This is a genomic window from Psychrobacter pulmonis, from assembly GCF_904846465.1.
GTDB lineage: Bacteria > Pseudomonadota > Gammaproteobacteria > Pseudomonadales > Moraxellaceae > Psychrobacter > Psychrobacter faecalis.
The window spans coordinates 687,399-706,162 of sequence record NZ_CAJHAT010000001.1; the positions used below are offsets into that span (position 1 = coordinate 687,399).

The window sequence follows — 18,764 nt, forward strand, 5'->3', positions numbered from 1 at the left end:
AATTTGGTTAATAATAAGTAATAAAAATAATAAACAAAACAATCAGCTTTTATAACGCTTGCCAGATAATATCGGCAACTCGCTGACAAGCTTGACGATTGGCAAGCGCATGGCCTTTTTCTGCCATCTCTAAACAGGCGCGTCTATCTAGCATATTCAGCTCATTACTCAGCTTGTTAGGAGTTAGCTCGCTTTGTGGCAGCAAAATCCCTGCTTGGTGCTCGGTCAAGGTGCGCGCATTGGCGGTCTGATGATCATCAACGGCGCTTGGTAGCGGGACAAATATTGCCGCTATTCCAACATTTTGAATTTCCGTCACTGTCAAAGCCCCCGCTCGACAAACCACGATATCCGCCCAATTATACGCCGCTGCCATATCATCAATAAATGGCTGCACGGTAAATTGATGGGCGCTTAATGCTTCACTATCATACGCCGCTTGCGTGGTAGCCTCATTATCGCGTCCACATTGATGACGTACCTCAAACGGGCGGTCAAGCAAAGCCAATGCTTTTGGCAGCGTCTCATTTAACACTTGCGCGCCAAGCGAGCCACCAACCACCAATAATTTAAGCGGCGAGCTATCATTGACATCGTAACGCACACTAGGCTCGGCAACCCCGCTAATAGCATTGCGCACAGGATTCCCCACCGTTTCTATCTTGCTATCACTTTCGCTACTAGCAAAGGTATTCTCAAACGCTTGCATGACCTTGGTCGCCATCTTGGCCAAATAACGATTGCTCATGCCAGCAATGGCATTTTGTTCATGGATAATCAGCGGCGTTTTGGTCAAACGCGCCGCAATACCGCCGGGCGCGGTGACATAACCCCCAAAGCCAACAACCACATCAATCTGATTGCCACGGATGACTTTGATCGCCGCCATCGTCGCTGACAACAAATTAACCGGTAGCTTAAGCAAACGCCCTACGCCTTTACCGCGCAGCCCTTGCATATCAATCGCATGAAAAGGATAGCCAGTCGGTGCAACCAAGCGATTTTCCATGCCATTTGGCGTACCCAGCCAGTGAATAACCGCGCCGCGCTTGGTCAATTCTTCGCTAACTGCTAGCGCTGGAAATACATGCCCGCCTGTCCCCGCAGCCATCATTAATATATGCGGTGTTTTCATGAACGTCTGCCTATCTTTTCTTTATGTATATGAAAGACTTATTATCTTTTGATTGCGCTATCTATCGAACCAAAACAGCCTTATAAAAGCCCGCATAGTATAGTGTAAATCGCTGCCGGATAGACAGCATTTTGTGCCGTATGAATAATAAAAATCCAAGCCGTGATTCATCGCGGCTTGGCTTTTATAAATTCACTTAACAGGTCAAAAAATCATTTTTCATGATTTTTTATCACTTTTTAAAAGTGCTATTAAGAGATACGGTCTATCGTTATAGCTTAGCACACTGTTTTTTAAGTATTGTGCACATAGCTTAGTGATAAATTACTCTATCCTTACGGCGTTGCCTAAACTTATCGTTTAAAGGCTTTATTTAGACCAATACTTTAGAATAAATAGCTTAAACAGCCAGTTTTTTCTCGATAGCGATAATAAAGTCAGTTGCAATGTCAGTACCGCATTGGTCATCAATCTCACGCACACAGGTTGGACTGGTAACGTTAATTTCAGTGATACGGCCACCGATTAAGTCTAAACCAACGAACATTAGCCCTTTTTCTTTGACAATCGGCGCCACTACCTCTGCCACTTGGCGCTCGATATCGGTGAGCGGCATCGCAACCCCACTACCACCGGCGGCAAGATTTCCGCGCGTCTCACCTTTTACCGGAATACGCGCCAAGCTATAATCGACCACTTCCCCATCGACGATCAGCACGCGCTTATCGCCTTCTTTAATTTCCGGCAAATAACGCTGCGCCATAATTGGCAGGGTCTCGAGCTCGGTTAAAATCTCCAGCGTCACGCCGATATTTGGACTATCAGCGGTCAAACGAAAAATGCCCGTACCGCCCATACCATCTAAAGGCTTGACGATAACATCTTGCTGCTCAGCGATAAATTGACGAATATGCGCCTGTTTACTGGTCACAATCGTTGGACTCATATAATCGCTAAACCAAGTCGCAAAGAGCTTTTCATTACAATCACGAATCGCTTGTGGGTCATTTACTACCAACACGCCTGCGGATTTAGCATGATCAAGCATATAAGTGGCATAAATAAAACGCATATCAAACGGCGGATCTTTACGCATCAAAATCACATCATAGTCGCTGACCGGCACTGTCGCTTTTTCACCTAAGGCATAAAAGTCATTGGGGTCGCGTTTGACTGTCACCGGCTGGCTATCGACCATCAATTGCCCACGGTCTAACCATAAATCATGAATCTGACAGTAGCCCAGGCTATGCCCGCGGTCTTGCGCCGACCACATCATCGCCAGCGTGGTGTCTTTTTTATAATTGACCAGCTCAATTGGATCCATAATGACCAGTATTTTTAACGATTTTTTTTGTTGTTCTTGGCTCATGATAAGGCTCACTTTCGTTATAGTATTAATTATTTAAGCAATCATCTCAAAGACATTGAGGCCATAGCGTATGGCTCAAATGTCACTTAAACTTTATTTAGACATGACCTGAGTGCAGCCATATTTGCGATAAATCATACGCCGTACTGGGCGCGGTAATGCTGCATTCTTGCAAGCTGGGCGGCATCTTTATCGGTGCTACTTCCTGCTAAGTAGTTGATTAAATCATCGATATCTACCAAGGCACGTACTGGTACATCTAGGGTTTCAGCCAACTCTTGAATAGCAGAGCGCTCCGCCAAACCCTTTTCTTTACGGTCAAGCGCAACGATAATACCAGCCACACTGGCACCCGCTTGCTCTAAAATCTCTACCACTTCGCGCATTGCTGTACCAGCGGTAATCACATCATCAAGCACCCAAACCGCCTTGCCGCTGACATCAGCGCCGACTAAATTACCACCTTCGCCATGGGTTTTGGCTTCTTTACGGTTATAGCCCCATTTGGCATTGATGCCATGGTGTAGCCATAACGCTTGTGCGGTTGCGGCGACAAAGGGAATGCCTTTATAAGCAGCACCAAAAATGACCAGCTCTTGCTCATTTGTACCATTATCACTAGCTGCCATTTGTTCAGCCATCTTTTCCGCTAAGGCATCGGCATAACCACGCGCTAATAACGATAACATCTCACCTGACGCCAGCAAACCTGCATTAAAAAAGTATGGACTAATACGTCCAGACTTAAGCACAAACTCGCCAAATTTTAAGACCTGATTGTCTAAAGCCAATTGGATAAATTGATGCGATGAAAATGAGGCATCTTGTGGATGTTGAGCGTTATTAAGCGTGGCGGCATTCAGCATAAGGTCTTCCTATCAGCAAAGAAAAATGAAAATTGAACAATCAAAAAGTTGTGCAAGGCATTATAGTCGCGTCGGCTTAACTTGACCAACCGTTGATATCATAATCTTGCATATTCGCATAACGCGTTAATAACCCGCAGCGCGATGAGATAGTAAAGTAGCATTGCCCATCGTGACTGACTTGTATGTCCCAGCCCAAATGATAGGCAGCAACGATAATATGCCCCGTAAATAAGCGCACTTGACGATAAGCATGGCGCTGTGCGGGCTCAAACACTATTTGACTGAGCAAATAACTACGCAGATGCTGACAAATTTGCGCCGCGCTGTAGCTGTGATTGATGGTTTTGCGCGTACTACATTGCTTTAAAGCATGGACGGCGACACTACAAGCCATAATATCGGTCGCCAAACTGCCCGCGCCGCTGTCAAATTGCTGCGGCTGCAATACCACTTGCCAATCGTCAGCATAGACGCTATTAAGCAGCTCATCAGGATTATAACGTCTGGTCAATGCTCGTAGGGATTCTGTCTTTAAAGGCTTATTAATATTATTATCAATATTTATGCTATCGACTCTTGCAAACCCATAACGTGTCAGCTTTGGGTATGCCTGTAGCGCGCGCTGAATATCTGCCATATCAAGCAACGTCATATCAGTCAATGGCGATAATAACGGCTGATCGCTATGATTGTGATAAAAACTCTCGGGCAGCTCAATCAGCTTTGCCGCACTGAGCAGTGATAAATGCTCGGCCAATGCTTCTGAAGCCACTAGCGCCCATTTCGATAAGCTGTCCGTCTTGGGCTGATAAAAACGGGGCGAACGGCCATATAAGCGGCGCAGCTGACCATTTAAGCGCCGCGCAGGCTCTGGAATATCAGTCAATGGCCGAGCAGGATCAATTGGCAAACGCTTAGGATCAAAATTAGGATGGACAATCGCCGGCTGCTGACTATTTGCTAAATGAGCGGACTGCTCAGCATGACCTTCTGCAAACTGCTCCTCTGCTGCCATAAAATCAGCACTGGATAAACCATCGTCAGAAGTAGAATGCTGGGTCATAGATGTTCCCTAGGCTTACCAATTTAAAAGATGTAAAAATAAAAACAATCGAACAGTCATTTTACTTTTGATGTTGTTTTTGCTCTTGATGCTGCAAAATATCTCGATAACCTGCTTGCCAATCAGGATAGTCCAGCCAAGCTAACGGAATGTTGCTATGCAAGCGCTTCCCCGTAACCGCTGTTTTATTGTCATCAATAGCAGGTGGCTCTGTATCTATTTGCTCACTTAACCAAGTGCTCAGCTCAAAAGTGGTGACTGGTGCATAATCAGTAGCGATATAAAGTGGTTTTGGCGCGTCTATGGTCATGACATTGGCAATAATAGTAACCAAATCACGATCCATAATGCGATTGCTCCAATGCGCTGCTGCCACTGGCTCTTTTTGTTCCTCGCGGGCTTTACGCAGCCGCATCAGGCGCTCGCGACCATAAATACCACTTGGGCGAATGATAATCGCCCTATTACCAAAACCTTGTTGCAATACTTGTTCCGCTTGTAATATCACTTGCGAAGCTTCACGCTCTGGCGTTACAGGGGCTATGTTTTCATCAATCCATGCGCCATTATCCTGCCCATAGACACCCGTTGATGAGATAAAAACAACGCGCGTAAGGTTGGTTAGTTTATCCGCCAATGTTGCCAGATGCTGAGTGATGGCCAAATAACTGTCATGATAACCGCTGGTCGAATACTCATCAGGGGTGACGATAATTGCTATCGCAGTAAAGTCTTGCAGCTGCTCAGCGCTGAGCGTTAACGCATCGGCTTGCAAAAACTTAGCGTTAGCATCTAAAGCATAATGATGACGCTCACGACGTGCCAGCCCCGTGACGTTAAAACCGTCTTGAGCGAGCTTATTGGTGACTGGTAAGCCGATATCACCTTGACCAATAATCAGTAAATTTTGCGTACTCATCATTTATCCTTTGTTCGATAACTACTTGTGAGGACTGTCTATTAAAACCTTTATTAATAAAAGGGCTTTTCATAAAAGATACTAAAAATAGCGTCTATACGACAGCTGTATGTCTTCTTTGGCATCGATACGATCTTGCCATTCGTAGTTGGCATTGATACGTAACGCTTGTTTTTTATCAATATCGTACTGTAGCCCTAATGTCGATATCGGCTGCCAATAATGACCACGGGCATTAGACTCATCGCTGCTGCCATGATACCAATATGGCAGTTGCAATTCAGCCTGCGCACGTAACTGATTGTTAATCTGATAACGGCAACCAACATTGACGCCTGCGCCGACACGATAGCCTTTATTAATACCGCGGCCTGCTTGCGCCGTACCTGCTAAGAACGTATAGCATAGCTGCGGCGGCATCTCGCCTGTGCCCGCGCTAGGGGTGCCAAAGGCCCACGACCAACCCGTTTCATAGCCTAAACTGCCGACTAAATGATCATTACCATCCTGCTGTGAGCCGTCATTTACGCGTGTCGCTTCGATACTTGCGCCCCAGGTTTTACCTTTTTTGGCAGAATTTACCGGATTAAATGAGCGCCCGCGCACCAAAGTCACATTTTGCAAGACCACACTACTTGGCTGATGGGCCTTATCATTATCGGTGTCATACAGACGCAAGGTTGCAGCCGCGCCTTCTAAATCAAAGAACTGCGGGAAACCTGACGGACGGTCAAGGGTATCGTGATAACCTGCGCGCACACCTAAATCCATATAATTATTATCACCACGCTGCCCTAGCCCAATAAAACCTAGCTGCAGCGGATGTCTGTCTATCGGATTGTTATCCGCTACTGCAATACGGCGTGGTAATAACGTTTGTCCGTCGTCTGAAATGCTAGAAATCGGATTTAACTGAGCAGACTTAATCTCATTGAGCGTCTGCTTAGCACTATTATGATAGCCCAATTGCGCACGCTGCTCTTTAACCTTGTTTAACTGCGCTTGACGTAAGGTGCTATCGGCAGGCGTATAATTGGTGCTGGCAAGTAGATTTTCGCTATCGAGCAATTGCACCACATCTGACGGAATCACGGCATAAGGCAGGCGGCTTAATAAATGCTGCTGCGGGCGTACCACGTCAATCAAGCGTAAAATCTCAGACGCACAGTTATCAGTAGTAAAGTAATACGGTAACTTCAAACCCTTGGTCTCCCAGACATGCAGCATAATCTGCTGCACTTCCACTGGGGTCAAAGCCAATTGATAGGTCCACGCATCGCGCTCATCTTCTTGCAGATACTTCGCCAGCTTCTTCGGATATGGGTCAATTTCAATCAGATTATCGTAGCCACCGCTCATCGACTTGATGGCATAGACCAAAAAGTTATCGCTTGAGTCGCCACCTACCGTATAATTTAGCGCCACTGCATGATGAATCTGACTTGGATCGGCAACGCTGGCTTTAGAGTCAATACGCAATAATGTATGAGCAAAAGCTGAAATAGGATTGTCTAAATACTCTTGCGCAAACATAATAGACAGCTGCTCGGGCGCCAGCTTTTGCATCCAGTCATTCAGCTCTGGACAGTCGGTTTGCAAGCCGCTTTTGTCGATATTGAGTGTATCAGTCAGCCATTGGACGCGCGCGGGAAAACGGCATAGTACTGAATTTTGTTCTAAATTTTTAGTCGCACGATTGGATGTATTATTATTAGCAGTGCCGTTATCCGAAGTCGTAGCCATTTCGTCAGCAAGGGCAACGAGCAAGGCATCAAGCTCGGCCGCTGAATCATGCTGTCCATTTTTGCTTAAGTAAAATGCAGCATCATCAACGATACTGCTGTCTTTTTTCTTGCCGATTAAATTCTTTTGATCATCAAAGAAATATAACAATCGTCGCCATGTCGTATGCTGAGCGAGATTTTTTGCTTTTGCTTGCGTGCGCCATGAGGCTAGTAGCTGCTGTGTATCGGCGTCATTAATATTTTTAGTATTGGATGCAGAAGAAGCTAATTCTATATTTGGGGCGTTACTTGCCTTGATGGTATTATTTGATTCGGTATTTGCTTTGGCAACAATGGGCTTCGTATAAGCCGTTAATATTGGCTCAGCATTTTGTGATTTGGTGACCAAACTGCTATCCATAGTTTCATTGGCATCCAGCGCTAACTCCCCTGTCATCACAAGCGCTGCAGGCGTTGGCAAAAACGCCTGTGCTTGCGCGCTCAGTAGCAGTCCAGCTATGGTAAGCGACAAACGTGCTCGCCTGCCAATGTTTGTTAGCGTGTTCGTTGGCGTACAATCTAGCGCCAAAAGGTTTGAATATTTTGAATATAAGGACATGAGTAACATCTCGCACTGCGGGGTCAGACGCGTAACGCGTTAGAATTCTATCGAATTATTAGAGTGATATGATGTATCACTGTCTTAAAACATTTTAAACAACTTTTTTTAAAGGTTATTTTTAGTTAAATGCGCCATTTATTGATAATAAAATATAACTAATAGTATTTACTGCGCACTTATTATCACATTATAAAAGAGAGTATTATGTCCATAGCATCGCCAATGACTATTCATACCGGTCGATTATCCGCTGCGACTTGGCTTGCCTCGCCCAACTTTAATAAACGTCCTGAAAATATCGCGATTGATGCTATCGTTATTCACAATATCAGCTTGCCGCCCAATGAGTTTGGCGCTTGCGATACTGACGGTCTACACTACGTCAAAGCCTTGTTTACCAATCAATTAGACTGGGAGGCGCATCCATATTTTCAAACCATTAAAGGTGCAGAAGTCTCAGCACATTTATTTATAGAGCGAGATGGCGCGATTACCCAGTTTGTCGATTTTAACGAACGCGCGTGGCATGCTGGGCGCTCCAGCTACTTGGGTCGCCCTGAATGTAATGATTATAGCATTGGCATTGAGCTTGAAGGTTCAGATTTTGTGTCCTTTAGCGCGGCTCAATACGAAACACTTGCCAAAGTTATCGTCGCTATCTATGACGCTTATCCAAAAACTCGTAGGCATCTTACTGGTCATAGTGATATCGCGCCCGGTCGCAAAACTGACCCCGGTGATTATTTTGAATGGACAAAGTTGCGAGAGATGGTTACCCGCCATATTGCAAGTCAGTCATCACTTTACAACCAAGATTGAGTAAACACTCTTATTAAAATTTCTGTAAATGACAGGTTTTATTCTTTATTGGATCCATTTATCAGGACAGTGAAAGTGCTATAATCCGTCAGTTTTTTAACAACACAACCTTCAGTAAATAAATTAGCAAAATAGGTTCTCATGGCAAAAAGTCGATTGTTTCGTTCAACCATGGTGGTCAGTAGCATGACCATGCTGTCGCGTATTTTAGGTTTGGTGCGTGATGTCGTCTTGTTAGGCGTCTTTGGCGCCGGCGGTCTGATGGACGCCTTTTTGGTCGCCTTTAAGATTCCCAACTTTTTACGCCGCCTATTTGCCGAAGGCGCCTTTAGCCAAGCGTTTGTTCCTGTACTGTCTGAATATAAAGAAAAATACAGCCTAGAGCAGGTACAGATTTTAGTCAGTCGCACGTCAGGGGCGCTATTGCTAGTATTATCAATGCTGACGGTCGTGGTGATATTAATCGCCCCTTGGGTGGTGACCTTATTTGCCCCAGGCTTTGCTGATCAGCCCGATAAATTTGCTATCACTGCTGAATTGCTGCGCCTAACCTTCCCTTATTTATTGTTTATTTCTATGACCGCTTTTGCCAGCGGTATTTTACAAAGCTACGGGCGTTTTGCCGCGCCCGCCTTTGCGCCTGTTTTGCTAAATCTATGTATGATTGGTGGCGCCCTAGTGTTTGCGCCGATGTTTGATGTGCCTATTATGGCGCTGGGTTATTCCGTCGCTATCGCAGGTTTACTGCAGTTATTGATACAACTACCACAGCTCTCGCAACAAAAACTACTGGTCGCCCCAAAAATAGACTTTCAACACGAAGGCGTGCGCCGTATTTTAAAGCTGATGCTGCCAGCCATTTTTGGCGTTTCTGTCACCCAGATTAATTTGCTGCTCAACACCGTATTTGCCTCGTTAATGATTGGCGGTTCGGTTTCTTGGCTTTATGCTGCTGAGCGTATGAGCGAGTTGCCACTTGGCTTAATTGGGGTGGCTATCGGTACAGTTATTTTACCAAGTCTATCGAAAAGTGAAGCGCAAAAAGACGACGTCAGCTTTAAAAAGACCATCGACTGGGCAGCGCGCTTAATTATTTTGGTCGGCGTACCAGCATCGGCAGCATTATTTATACTCTCTGACGTACTCATGCAAGCGCTGTTTTTACGTGGCGAATTTACCCTACGCGATGCGCAAATGAGCTCACTGGCGCTAAAAAGCATGGCAGGCGGCATCTTAGGTTTTATGTTAATTAAAATCTTCGCGCCCGCCTTTTTTGCCCGTCAAGACACCAGAACGCCAGTCAGAATCGGTATTATCTCCGTCTTTGCCAATATGGTTTTTAGTGTGATTTTTATCGGTATCTTTTATTTCTTAGATATGCCGCTACATGGTGGTTTGGCATTGGCAACGACGGGTGCGGCATTTGTGAACGCAGGCTTGTTATATTACTTCTTGCATAAGCGCGAGATTTTCCGCTTTGGCAGTCATTGGAAAAAGCTGTTTGGCCAGTTTGGGCTTTCTACCGCCTCTATGGTTGCGGTGCTTTATGTCATACTGCCCTATTTCCCAACCGATGATGCGCAGTGGAAACGTATCGTTGCGCTGCTGATTATGTGCGTCGTTGGTGCGGTGGTTTATGGCATCGTGCTACTAGCAACAGGTTTCCGTCCGCGCCAGCTAAAGCATGGTTAAGCACTTATTATTAAGCAATTATTGTTAAGCCCTGAGTAAGGCTTTAATTTACCAAACCAAAACAAGCTAGATATGAGAATTGACAGTGAATGCGGCTGATAGTTGCCATAATTACTACTAAATACATAATTTTGGGGACTAACATGACGAACAAATCATCAGCTTCACAGACAGCTTTATCAACAACCTTGTCACGCTTACCAAGCATATTGACTGCTGGCATCCTGTCTACTGGACTCCTTTTAAGTGGTTGTAGCAATAATGATAAGGGCGACAATGAGACTGCTGTTAATAATAATGAAGACACTACAGCAATCGCTGAAACATCTGATGACACTGTGACTGATGAAGCAAAATCAGTGGGTACGGATAATATGAGTGAAGATGCGCAAGTAACAGATAGCACTCAAGATAAAACCATCATCACGAGTGATAATATCAATCCAGTAACTGCTGATAGTAAGCAAAAAAGCTTGGTGACCAATCCAACTCAAAATGGCACGCCAGAAGATACGGTTAAAAAAGCGTTAGACAGTTTGTATTATGGCGACGCCAAACAAGCTGCAACGTACTATAAAGTTGATATGACAAACTTTGAGGAAGAGCTTACCAAAACGCAATCCGCGTTTCAGCAAACCGTTGATGGGGTGACTTTTACTGATACTAAATACAACGATGATAAAACCCGTGCCACCATCATGGGTGAGATTATGCTAAGAGGGCAAAGTGAGCCTGCACCTTTGACTTATGAGCTACAAAAAATCGACGGCAAATGGAAGATTTTAGGATAAGGTATCTGACTGCTCTTCGTTAAATAGCCTTTATCTGGCATGGTTACTGGTCACTGCTATCTTCATTAGTCATCGCTATCTTCATTGATCATTACTATCGGCAATGACCGCTTTACCAAGCATCACGACATCGGCGATGAAACCCTCCATATCACAAACCTTTGGCATATAGCCCCACTGCTCAAAGCCAAGTTTACGGAACAATCCTAAGCTTGGCTGATTATGGGCAAAGATAAGCGCAACCACGTTATGGATACCTAAGCTCGGCGCTTGCGTCAGCATCCAGCGGGTCAATAAGCTGCCCAATTTTTGACCATGATACTCTTGATGTAAGTAGATACTAATCTCCGTGCTGATATGATAAGCGGGCCGTGTATATAAATCGCTAAAGCTGCCCCAAGCGACGATTGGCGATACTGTTTCTTCGACACTTACCTCTGCATCTTCAACCACAGCTCTAACAATGTAAATCGGCCGCGTGGCACTATTTAGATGTTCATCAAACCAATCTTGCCGCTCTGCGCAAGTCACGGGTGTGAGATTGGCGGTTGCTTGCTTGCCGGCGATACTTTGGTTATAAATGGTTAAAATTGCGGGTAAGTCGTCTTGACTGGCGAGCTGTACTATAAAGCGCTCGTTAAGTTTATAGACGGCTGATGTAGGCTGTATAGAGTCATAGCCATTATCATAATCAGTCGTAGAGACAGCAGCAGGCATAGCGTTTCCATCATAAATATTCATAGATAATAATAAAAATAGGGATAAGTGATAAGTAGACGTTTAGCTGTTAGCATGGTTGTTTGATTAACAACAGACTATAGGATGTTAGTATGGCTATTTTACTTTATAATGACTGATTTTAGACACATCAATCTTTGGTAGAGGTGTGTTTTTTCTTTTTTATCCGGTCTTATCTATCATAGCTGAAAATTTATGAACACCTATTTTCTTGAGCAACTGATGGCATCGCCAAGCGCTTTGTCTGCCAATACTAGCCCAGTAGATTTAGCGCCCTGCGTGCTGACTATCGGTAATTTTGATGGCGTACATTTGGGTCATCAAGCGATGCTTGCGCACGTGCGTGATATTGCCAAGGCGCAAAATATTGGCTCGGCAGTCATGATATTTGAACCGCAGCCGCGTGAGTTTTTTGCGCCAGCTACCGCGCCTGCCCGCCTCACCAATCTTACCGAAAAGCAGGCTTTGCTGGCAGAGTATGGCATTGAGACTTTGATTGTCGCAAGCTTTGAGGCGGAGTTTCGCTCGCTATCAGCAAATGCATTTGCCGATATCTTAGCGCAGCGTTTGAATGTACAAGCATTGGTATTGGGTGATGATTTTAAATTTGGTCATGATCGTACCGGTGACAGTCAGTTTTTGCGTGATTACGGCTTAGATGTGACCAATCTGCATACCGTGGTCGATGATAAAGGCAAAGGCGCGCGCATTAGCTCTACGCGTATACGTAACCTATTGTTGGCCGGTGACATCGATGCGGCTAATGCCTTATTGGGTCGCGATTATGCGATGACAGGCGTCGTCGTTGGTGGTGATAAAATCGGTCGTACCATGGACTTCCCTACTGCAAACGTTGATTTAAAACGCATAAAACCTGCTCTACATGGCATCTTTGCTGTCGATGTCGTCAGCCTTGATGATAATGGTAATGTCATACCGAACGGCTTGACCGCACTGACAGATAGCGAAAACCTAGGGGTTGCAGGTTTACGCCCGCATAGTTTATTTGGTACTGCCAATATTGGTATTAGGCCGTCAGTAGATAAAGAGCATGATTGGCGCTTAGAGGTACATTTCCCTAAGCTACAAGCAGATTTATACGGTTTAACCTTACAAGTACGCTTCTTGCATTATTTACATGGCGAGCGCCATTACGAGAGTTTAGAAGCCTTAAAAGCAGGTATTCATAATGATGTTATAGATTTACTCGAATGGCGTGCTAAGCAGTCGAATTAAAATAGTAGTTATGAGCCTATAAAAGCGTAATGTATAAAAAAACCCACAGCGTGAATAACGTTTGTGGGTTTTTATTTAGTCTAATATTTTATTATCTTTTAAGCATCAGGATGCATACGCACGTTTAAGTCATCGATAACTTCTACCCATGCGGCATCTTTATTCCACTCTTCTTGCAAAAAGGCACGCTGGTTGTCATTCCATACCGCCGCTTCGATTAACTTCTCTTCTTTTGCCAGTTTATTATTTTCGACAAAACTGTCAATCGCTTCATCCGAGCTATCTAGCCCCAATTGCGCAAAAAGTTCATTCATACTATATTCCGGTTCACCCAACATACCTTTTCTCCTTAAATGATACAGATTTAATTGTGTTTATTGTTTGGATTTACCACTTTATTGTAGCAAGCTTGCTGCTAATAGCTGTTAATCAACGTTTAGCTAACGTTAGCAATTGTATTGATGGTTACGCAAGGCACAAAAAAGCCCTCTATCGTAGAGGGCTTTTCAGATTAAATTCTATATAACAGCTTGAGTAGATTGCCTACTTATGGAAGCAAGTGTGCTACTGCATCACGCTCTTCGCTAAGCTCTTGCTCAGTTGCGGCCATTTTCTCTTTTGAGAAACCTGACGACACGTCAACGCCCTCTACGATAGACCAGTCGCCGTTAGCGCAGGTTACTGGGAATGAGTAGATTAAGCCTTCAGCAATACCGTATTCGCCGTTTGAGTAAACGCCCATAGATACCCAATCATTCTCATCAGTACCTAGTGCCCATGTACGTACGTGTGCAATGGCAGCGTTGGCAGCAGAAGCGGCAGATGATGCACCGCGCGCTTTGATGATAGCAGCGCCACGTTGTTGTACTTCTGGGATATAGGTGTTTTCGTACCAATCACGGTCAACCAAATCTAACGCTGGCTTACCGTTTACAGTTGCAGACGTTAGATCTGGATACTGAGTAGATGAATGGTTGCCCCAGATAGTCATGTTTTTGATGTCGTTAACAGTGCTGTCTGTTTTCTCAGCCAACTGTGCCATGGCACGGTTATGATCTAGGCGAGTCATAGCAGTAAAGTTACGTGGATCTAAATCTGGTGCATTACGCTGAGCGATAAGCGCGTTGGTGTTGGCAGGGTTACCGACGACCAATACTTTTACATCACGGCTTGCAACGTCGTTCAATGCTTTACCTTGGGCTGAGAAAATCGCAGCGTTGGCTTCTAGCAAATCTTTACGTTCCATACCTGGGCCACGAGGACGTGAACCGACTAGCAAAGCATAGTCTACATCTTTGAATGCAACGGTCGCATCATCAGTTTGAACGATACCGGCCAATAATGGGAATGCACAGTCTTCTAACTCCATGACCACACCCTTTAGGGCGTCAAGTGCTGGGGCGATTTCAAGTAATTGCAGAATAACTGGCTGATCTTTACCTAGCATCTCACCAGATGCAATACGAAATAACATAGCATAGCTGATATTACCAGCGGCACCAGTGACGGCAACACGTAAAGGCTGTTTCATTGACATTGAATACTCCCTAATTATAGATTAGATAATTTACGATTCTAATGGATGGTTGTAATAGATGGTTTTGATTGATGAATATCGTTTGAGATAGCGACCTGCTCGCTGAATATAGCAGTCATAAACCGTTCACTAGTGTAGCACCTCAGCCTATTAACCGTCTAGAGAAAGCGCGAACGCGTTTGCGGACAATACAAATTATATTGTTACATTTTATACAGATAGATAATGAAATTTTTGGCACAACATTAGAGGAGTAAGGCGTTAGAGGAACTTCAAGAAAGGTGCAAAAGAAGTATTAAAAGACGGCGAAAAAGTGTTTTAGATAGAATAATGGCTAATATTTTAGGAGAGTTATAAGAAAAATTGCCTATATTTTTGCCATTTGTACTTCACTGTTTTATTCATTAAAGGCAGAAAGAAGGTGATTAATGCGCAATAACTCAATGTCAAAATAGAATTATTTGCCGCCTGAAATAATAAACTTACTACCGCAGTTGTCGACGATATTGCTACAAGTGCCGAATGAGCTGCCCTCATAACACACATGCACATCAGTCAATACCATTTGCCGCCGCGTGCCTACCTGACAAATCAAATCAACGCTATTCGCTGACATACCATTATTCAAGCGGGTCATCTGACCGACAAAACGCGATTTTAACACCGTATAGCTGTTGCCTGTATTTAACTCATTCGGTAGCTTTAAGTCGCCGGCATAATTGGTAATTTGGCGAAAATAACTACTGGCGCTGAGAGGGCTACAAGCGCCATAGCGTTGCCATGCTTGGGTGCGCACCGTGGTATCAGGCATGATACGGTTGACAACTTTTAACTGTAAGGGCGTCAAGCGTGGCTCACTGCCGCGGCCGCAGCGCTCGCCATAGCCCATATCGAGACCTGAAACGGTAAGCGAATAGCCTTCTAAGCACTGACGCATACGCGCGCGCGTTGGCTGTAAGCTACATAACGCTGGCGTCATCTCAATCATCAACACCCGCTGACCCGGTTTACTGGCATTCGCCGCTTGGGCTGGCAGCGTTATTGCACCCTGCAACAATAGCAAAGCGCTTATACCAAGTGCAGCATTACCTTTATTGTCATACTTTGTACGTAACCAATATTTATGAAAATGCTCTGATAGCGCTGTCTTTGACATCGAGCCCACCTTTGTCTGAAGAGTTAATTGACGCTTAGCTTGCGACGATATGGGCAACTTGAAATATTTTTTAATCATAAGAAGTTAGAGCATCTAGCAATGACGAATAGGAGCTTTTAGGATTCATTAATTTCCACAATCCAAACTAAGACACTGATCACATTAGGTCGCTTGAAAGTATTTAGCCTTCTGGGAGTAAGTCCGCAGGCTGGGAGTGAGCCAACAGGAAATTCAGACGGAAACTCAAACAATGGTAGCAAATTGCTTTTTTTAATCTATAGCAGAAACGTAAACATGGCTGATGCATCGTGTAATGTAGTGAGTGAAAAGTCATATCAATACATCACGCACTGCTGATATCAATTTTTCTTGCTTGCTGTGTCTACGCAGACAGAGGCTACAAAAAATTGATATCAGCAATACCGTCGCGTTTTTAGGATATTTTGACTATAGATTGTATACTGCTTTTAAATGAACGATATAAAAAAAAGCCATTAACAGCGAGCGATTAATGGCTTTTTTAGAAAACAAAGAGAATTAGAAGGCGGCGGGAATGGTTCCCATGCGCTGACTAATAGGCTGACCGCGACCCAGCAAACTGCTATAGATGGTGGCGTTTTCCATTACATGCTTGACGTAATTGCGCGTTTCAGGAAAGGCAATCGACTCGACATATTGGTCGGCCGCAAGTGAGCCATAAACTGGCTGCCAACGTTTGGCATTGTTGGGTCCAGCATTGTAACCCGCTGTGGCCAAAACTGGCTGGCTATTCAATTTACCAAAGATATCGCCCATATACCAGGTGCCATAACGAATATTGGTATCACCACTATTGGCACGGCTGGCGCTATAAGTTTCGCCCAAATTACGTGCGATATATTTAGCGGTATCAGGCATGACTTGCATTAGCCCGCTCGCGCCAACGTTTGAGCGCGCCGACGAGACAAAACGACTCTCTTGACGCATGATGCCATACGCCCATGCCGGATCGATACCAGCCGATTGACTATGGCGCATGACCGCCGATTGGTGCGGCATCGGATGTGATAGAGCCAAGTTATTTACCGTATCAGTATTATCAATGGCATAAATTGCTCGATCGAGCCAACCGATATCATAGGCTTGACGCGCGGCCGCAATAATCAAATTATTATCGCGATTGTCACGCGCTTTTTTCACTGCCCAGTTCCACTCGCGATTGGCATAAGCGCGGCTAGCATCGGCGTTATATAGAGCAAAGGCCCGTGCAAAGTGCGGGTTTTGCATGACGCGAGCACGGTCGGCGCTACTAACGTTAGGCAAATTACTGCCACCTAAGCGGCTGGCATCAAAACGTTGACCGACTTTATCCTTGGCCATCAAACCATAGTATTCATTGCTTTTCGCAAGATTTTGATACATTTTTTTGGCAGTGTTGCGTTTGTTGGCATCACTTGATTGCTCATAAGCACGCGCCAACCAATATTGCCATTGATTGGTTTTTTGCGTTTCAGCGTCCATTTTTGAGATGGCTTCGACCACATCATCCCAACGACTAAAACGAATCGCCGCCATGGCATAATATTCGGCTTCTTCAAAGCTAAAATCATTATCTAAGCTATTACGGAACCAATCGACCGCTTCCACATTAAAACCATCGTCAGTATTGTGGTTCATACGCTGAACGCCAAGAATGCGATAAGCATAGCGACGGGTGTCATCGTTTAATAACTTCGCTGCGCGCTGATTGTCTTGTTTCACATCAAAATCTAATTGTAGCGCTGCCTCACGGTAGGACTTTTCTGCCAAGCGCCCCATGGCATACAAATACAGATATTGATTCATCTGGCTGTTTGGCTCGCGAGCAAAACGGCTAAAAAATGCTGAGGGATTGAGCTGAATTTCACTTAACGACGAGTAAGGAATCGGTGTACCCAACTTTGATGACAAAGCCATAATATCGCCAGTCTTACCTTTACGCAGCATACGTTTGAGACGCGATACCCTATCTTGATTGCTAATCAGCGCATTATTATTCATCTCTAACGCCAATTGATCACACAGCGCTGGCTGTTTTTTGGTGGTCAGCCAGACATCGGACTTGGCCGCCATCGCGCGCATGCTATCGCCGCCGTTATTAAACCCAAGGGCAACGGCGCACTTTTCACTGTCATCGGCATTGGTAATGAGATTTGCCACTTGGCGTACGGCGGCATAATCATTGGAACCCGCTTTGGTTTCTGCAAAATCGGCAACCAGCTTTTCTGCCATTACCGTCTCTGGATACTGGCGGACAAACTGTGTAACCGCCGCTGGGCTTTGTGAGTTTAGGTCCAAATTCATACGCCAATAAGGCGGATACATGGCAAACAAACCGCCATTCATCTCCTGCTCATAATTATAAAGGGCGTTGACATCACCGCGATCTGCGGCGATAGCTGCTGCTGTAAATGAGCTTGCGCCACTATCCGCTTGGTAACCGCTGTTTGCTTGATAATTGCTGTTTGGCTGCGAGCTTGGCGCTTTATAGTTATCAGGTTGATAGCTTTGCGGTTGATAGTTGTCCGGTTGGTAGCTACCTTGTGGCTGATAACTATTGACATTACTACTGGTATTATTGCCCCAAGTAAGCTCAGCATAAGCTCCTTGTGACAATGCCAGCGCGCCCATCGCCGTTGCCACACTCAGCACACTGGTTTTTAGCATCGTTGTTTTATGATTTTTAGGCATATGATTTTGATAATTGGCATCTTTATCCTTGATACTCGGGGCAACTTGCGGCTTTGACATACGGACTCTCTTTATAATAAGTCTAAATAATTTGGCTAAATAAACAGCTTAAATCTAGGCTTGAAATGGTATTTTTCACCCTGCTTAGAACGCTCATTTAAACAATAGTGCGGATATGGTTGTCTGCATCATACTATACTCGTTGCACATTCAACCATCAGCTTTACTTTTCGTTAATAAATTGGATAGCCATGCGTAACACAAAGGTGTTACGGCACTTTTACTAGGCTTAATTGTGCTAAAAGCCATTATCTGAGCTATGGTAATAGATAAGCAATTGATACTATTATAAATAATCAAATGCCGTCAACAGTTTAAGGCC

General features: G+C 44.7%; 15 protein-coding genes. 4 read left to right on the forward strand and 11 right to left on the reverse strand.

The window, feature by feature from the left end; genetic code table 11:
* Positions 1-49: 49 nt before the first annotated feature.
* From murG to JMX70_RS02955, 6 genes are all read right to left on the reverse strand, one after another.
* Positions 50-1,135 carry an undecaprenyldiphospho-muramoylpentapeptide beta-N-acetylglucosaminyltransferase gene (gene murG / locus JMX70_RS02930; protein WP_201589403.1) on the reverse strand — a complete coding sequence of 362 codons (1,086 nt, stop codon included), beginning with the start codon at positions 1,133-1,135 and terminating at the stop codon, positions 50-52.
* A gap of 400 nt (positions 1,136-1,535) precedes the next feature.
* Positions 1,536-2,507, reverse strand: coding sequence for a glutathione synthase (gshB, locus tag JMX70_RS02935; RefSeq protein ID WP_201589406.1), 972 nt, complete (start codon positions 2,505-2,507; stop codon positions 1,536-1,538).
* Between the two features lie 134 nt (positions 2,508-2,641).
* A complete protein-coding gene (gene pyrE / locus JMX70_RS02940; protein WP_201589409.1) occupies positions 2,642-3,373 on the reverse strand; it encodes an orotate phosphoribosyltransferase in 732 nt (243 codons plus the stop codon).
* Positions 3,374-3,449: 76 nt separating this feature from the next.
* On the reverse strand, positions 3,450-4,439 hold the full coding sequence (locus tag JMX70_RS02945; protein ID WP_201589411.1) for a hypothetical protein: 990 nt from the start codon (positions 4,437-4,439) through the stop codon (positions 3,450-3,452).
* 61 nt (positions 4,440-4,500) lie between these two features.
* Positions 4,501-5,358: an SDR family oxidoreductase gene (locus JMX70_RS02950; RefSeq protein ID WP_200661828.1), complete on the reverse strand. Its 858-nt coding sequence runs from the start codon at positions 5,356-5,358 to the stop codon at positions 4,501-4,503.
* Between the two features lie 81 nt (positions 5,359-5,439).
* Positions 5,440-7,710: an Lnb N-terminal periplasmic domain-containing protein gene (locus tag JMX70_RS02955; RefSeq protein WP_406947860.1), complete on the reverse strand. Its 2,271-nt coding sequence runs from the start codon at positions 7,708-7,710 to the stop codon at positions 5,440-5,442.
* A gap of 198 nt (positions 7,711-7,908) precedes the next feature.
* Here JMX70_RS02955 and ampD point away from each other — a divergent pair, with 198 nt between their 5' ends.
* The 3 genes from ampD to JMX70_RS02970 all read left to right on the forward strand — a co-directional run bounded on the left by ampD (position 7,909) and on the right by JMX70_RS02970 (position 11,006).
* Positions 7,909-8,523 carry a 1,6-anhydro-N-acetylmuramyl-L-alanine amidase AmpD gene (gene ampD, locus JMX70_RS02960; RefSeq protein WP_191690996.1) on the forward strand — a complete coding sequence of 205 codons (615 nt, stop codon included), beginning with the start codon at positions 7,909-7,911 and terminating at the stop codon, positions 8,521-8,523.
* 141 nt (positions 8,524-8,664) lie between these two features.
* Positions 8,665-10,215 (forward strand): murein biosynthesis integral membrane protein MurJ, encoded by a 1,551-nt coding sequence (gene murJ / locus JMX70_RS02965; protein ID WP_201589413.1) that lies wholly within the window; start codon positions 8,665-8,667, stop codon positions 10,213-10,215.
* Between the two features lie 143 nt (positions 10,216-10,358).
* Positions 10,359-11,006: a hypothetical protein gene (locus JMX70_RS02970; protein ID WP_201589415.1), complete on the forward strand. Its 648-nt coding sequence runs from the start codon at positions 10,359-10,361 to the stop codon at positions 11,004-11,006.
* Positions 11,007-11,087: 81 nt separating this feature from the next.
* On the opposite strand, the gene JMX70_RS02975 is transcribed toward JMX70_RS02970, so the two are convergent.
* Positions 11,088-11,723, reverse strand: a complete 636-nt coding sequence (locus JMX70_RS02975) for a GNAT family N-acetyltransferase (RefSeq protein WP_201589417.1) — start codon at positions 11,721-11,723, stop codon at positions 11,088-11,090.
* 216 nt (positions 11,724-11,939) lie between these two features.
* Here JMX70_RS02975 and ribF point away from each other — a divergent pair, with 216 nt between their 5' ends.
* A complete protein-coding gene (ribF, locus tag JMX70_RS02980; RefSeq protein ID WP_201589419.1) occupies positions 11,940-12,980 on the forward strand; it encodes a riboflavin biosynthesis protein RibF in 1,041 nt (346 codons plus the stop codon).
* A 98-nt stretch (positions 12,981-13,078) separates the two neighbouring features.
* Here ribF and JMX70_RS02985 read toward each other — a convergent pair whose 3' ends face one another.
* The 4 genes from JMX70_RS02985 to JMX70_RS03000 form a co-directional block, all read right to left on the reverse strand.
* Positions 13,079-13,318 carry a DUF2789 family protein gene (locus JMX70_RS02985; RefSeq protein ID WP_191690988.1) on the reverse strand — a complete coding sequence of 80 codons (240 nt, stop codon included), beginning with the start codon at positions 13,316-13,318 and terminating at the stop codon, positions 13,079-13,081.
* 209 nt (positions 13,319-13,527) lie between these two features.
* Positions 13,528-14,517 carry a malate dehydrogenase gene (locus JMX70_RS02990; protein WP_191690986.1) on the reverse strand — a complete coding sequence of 330 codons (990 nt, stop codon included), beginning with the start codon at positions 14,515-14,517 and terminating at the stop codon, positions 13,528-13,530.
* A 457-nt stretch (positions 14,518-14,974) separates the two neighbouring features.
* The gene (locus JMX70_RS02995) at positions 14,975-15,673 is read right to left on the reverse strand and encodes a T2 family ribonuclease (RefSeq protein WP_227671142.1); all 699 of its coding nucleotides are present in this window, start codon (positions 15,671-15,673) and stop codon (positions 14,975-14,977) included.
* Between the two features lie 537 nt (positions 15,674-16,210).
* Positions 16,211-18,442: a lytic transglycosylase domain-containing protein gene (locus JMX70_RS03000; protein ID WP_201589421.1), complete on the reverse strand. Its 2,232-nt coding sequence runs from the start codon at positions 18,440-18,442 to the stop codon at positions 16,211-16,213.
* Positions 18,443-18,764 lie beyond the last annotated feature (322 nt).

Excerpts from the sequence above, each read along its gene's own strand:
- murG (WP_201589403.1), bottom strand. The coding sequence starts at position 1,135 with ATGAAAACACCGCATATATTAATGATGGCTGCGGGGACAGGCGGGCAT.
- gshB (WP_201589406.1), bottom strand. The coding sequence starts at position 2,507 with ATGAGCCAAGAACAACAAAAAAAATCGTTAAAAATACTGGTCATTATG.
- pyrE (WP_201589409.1), bottom strand. The coding sequence starts at position 3,373 with ATGCTGAATGCCGCCACGCTTAATAACGCTCAACATCCACAAGATGCC.
- JMX70_RS02945 (WP_201589411.1), bottom strand. The coding sequence starts at position 4,439 with ATGACCCAGCATTCTACTTCTGACGATGGTTTATCCAGTGCTGATTTT.
- JMX70_RS02950 (WP_200661828.1), bottom strand. The coding sequence starts at position 5,358 with ATGAGTACGCAAAATTTACTGATTATTGGTCAAGGTGATATCGGCTTA.
- JMX70_RS02955 (WP_406947860.1), bottom strand. The coding sequence starts at position 7,710 with ATGTTACTCATGTCCTTATATTCAAAATATTCAAACCTTTTGGCGCTA.
- ampD (WP_191690996.1), top strand. The coding sequence starts at position 7,909 with ATGTCCATAGCATCGCCAATGACTATTCATACCGGTCGATTATCCGCT.
- murJ (WP_201589413.1), top strand. The coding sequence starts at position 8,665 with ATGGCAAAAAGTCGATTGTTTCGTTCAACCATGGTGGTCAGTAGCATG.
- JMX70_RS02970 (WP_201589415.1), top strand. The coding sequence starts at position 10,359 with ATGACGAACAAATCATCAGCTTCACAGACAGCTTTATCAACAACCTTG.
- JMX70_RS02975 (WP_201589417.1), bottom strand. The coding sequence starts at position 11,723 with ATGCCTGCTGCTGTCTCTACGACTGATTATGATAATGGCTATGACTCT.
- ribF (WP_201589419.1), top strand. The coding sequence starts at position 11,940 with ATGAACACCTATTTTCTTGAGCAACTGATGGCATCGCCAAGCGCTTTG.
- JMX70_RS02985 (WP_191690988.1), bottom strand. The coding sequence starts at position 13,318 with ATGTTGGGTGAACCGGAATATAGTATGAATGAACTTTTTGCGCAATTG.
- JMX70_RS02990 (WP_191690986.1), bottom strand. The coding sequence starts at position 14,517 with ATGTCAATGAAACAGCCTTTACGTGTTGCCGTCACTGGTGCCGCTGGT.
- JMX70_RS02995 (WP_227671142.1), bottom strand. The coding sequence starts at position 15,673 with ATGTCAAAGACAGCGCTATCAGAGCATTTTCATAAATATTGGTTACGT.
- JMX70_RS03000 (WP_201589421.1), bottom strand. The coding sequence starts at position 18,442 with ATGTCAAAGCCGCAAGTTGCCCCGAGTATCAAGGATAAAGATGCCAAT.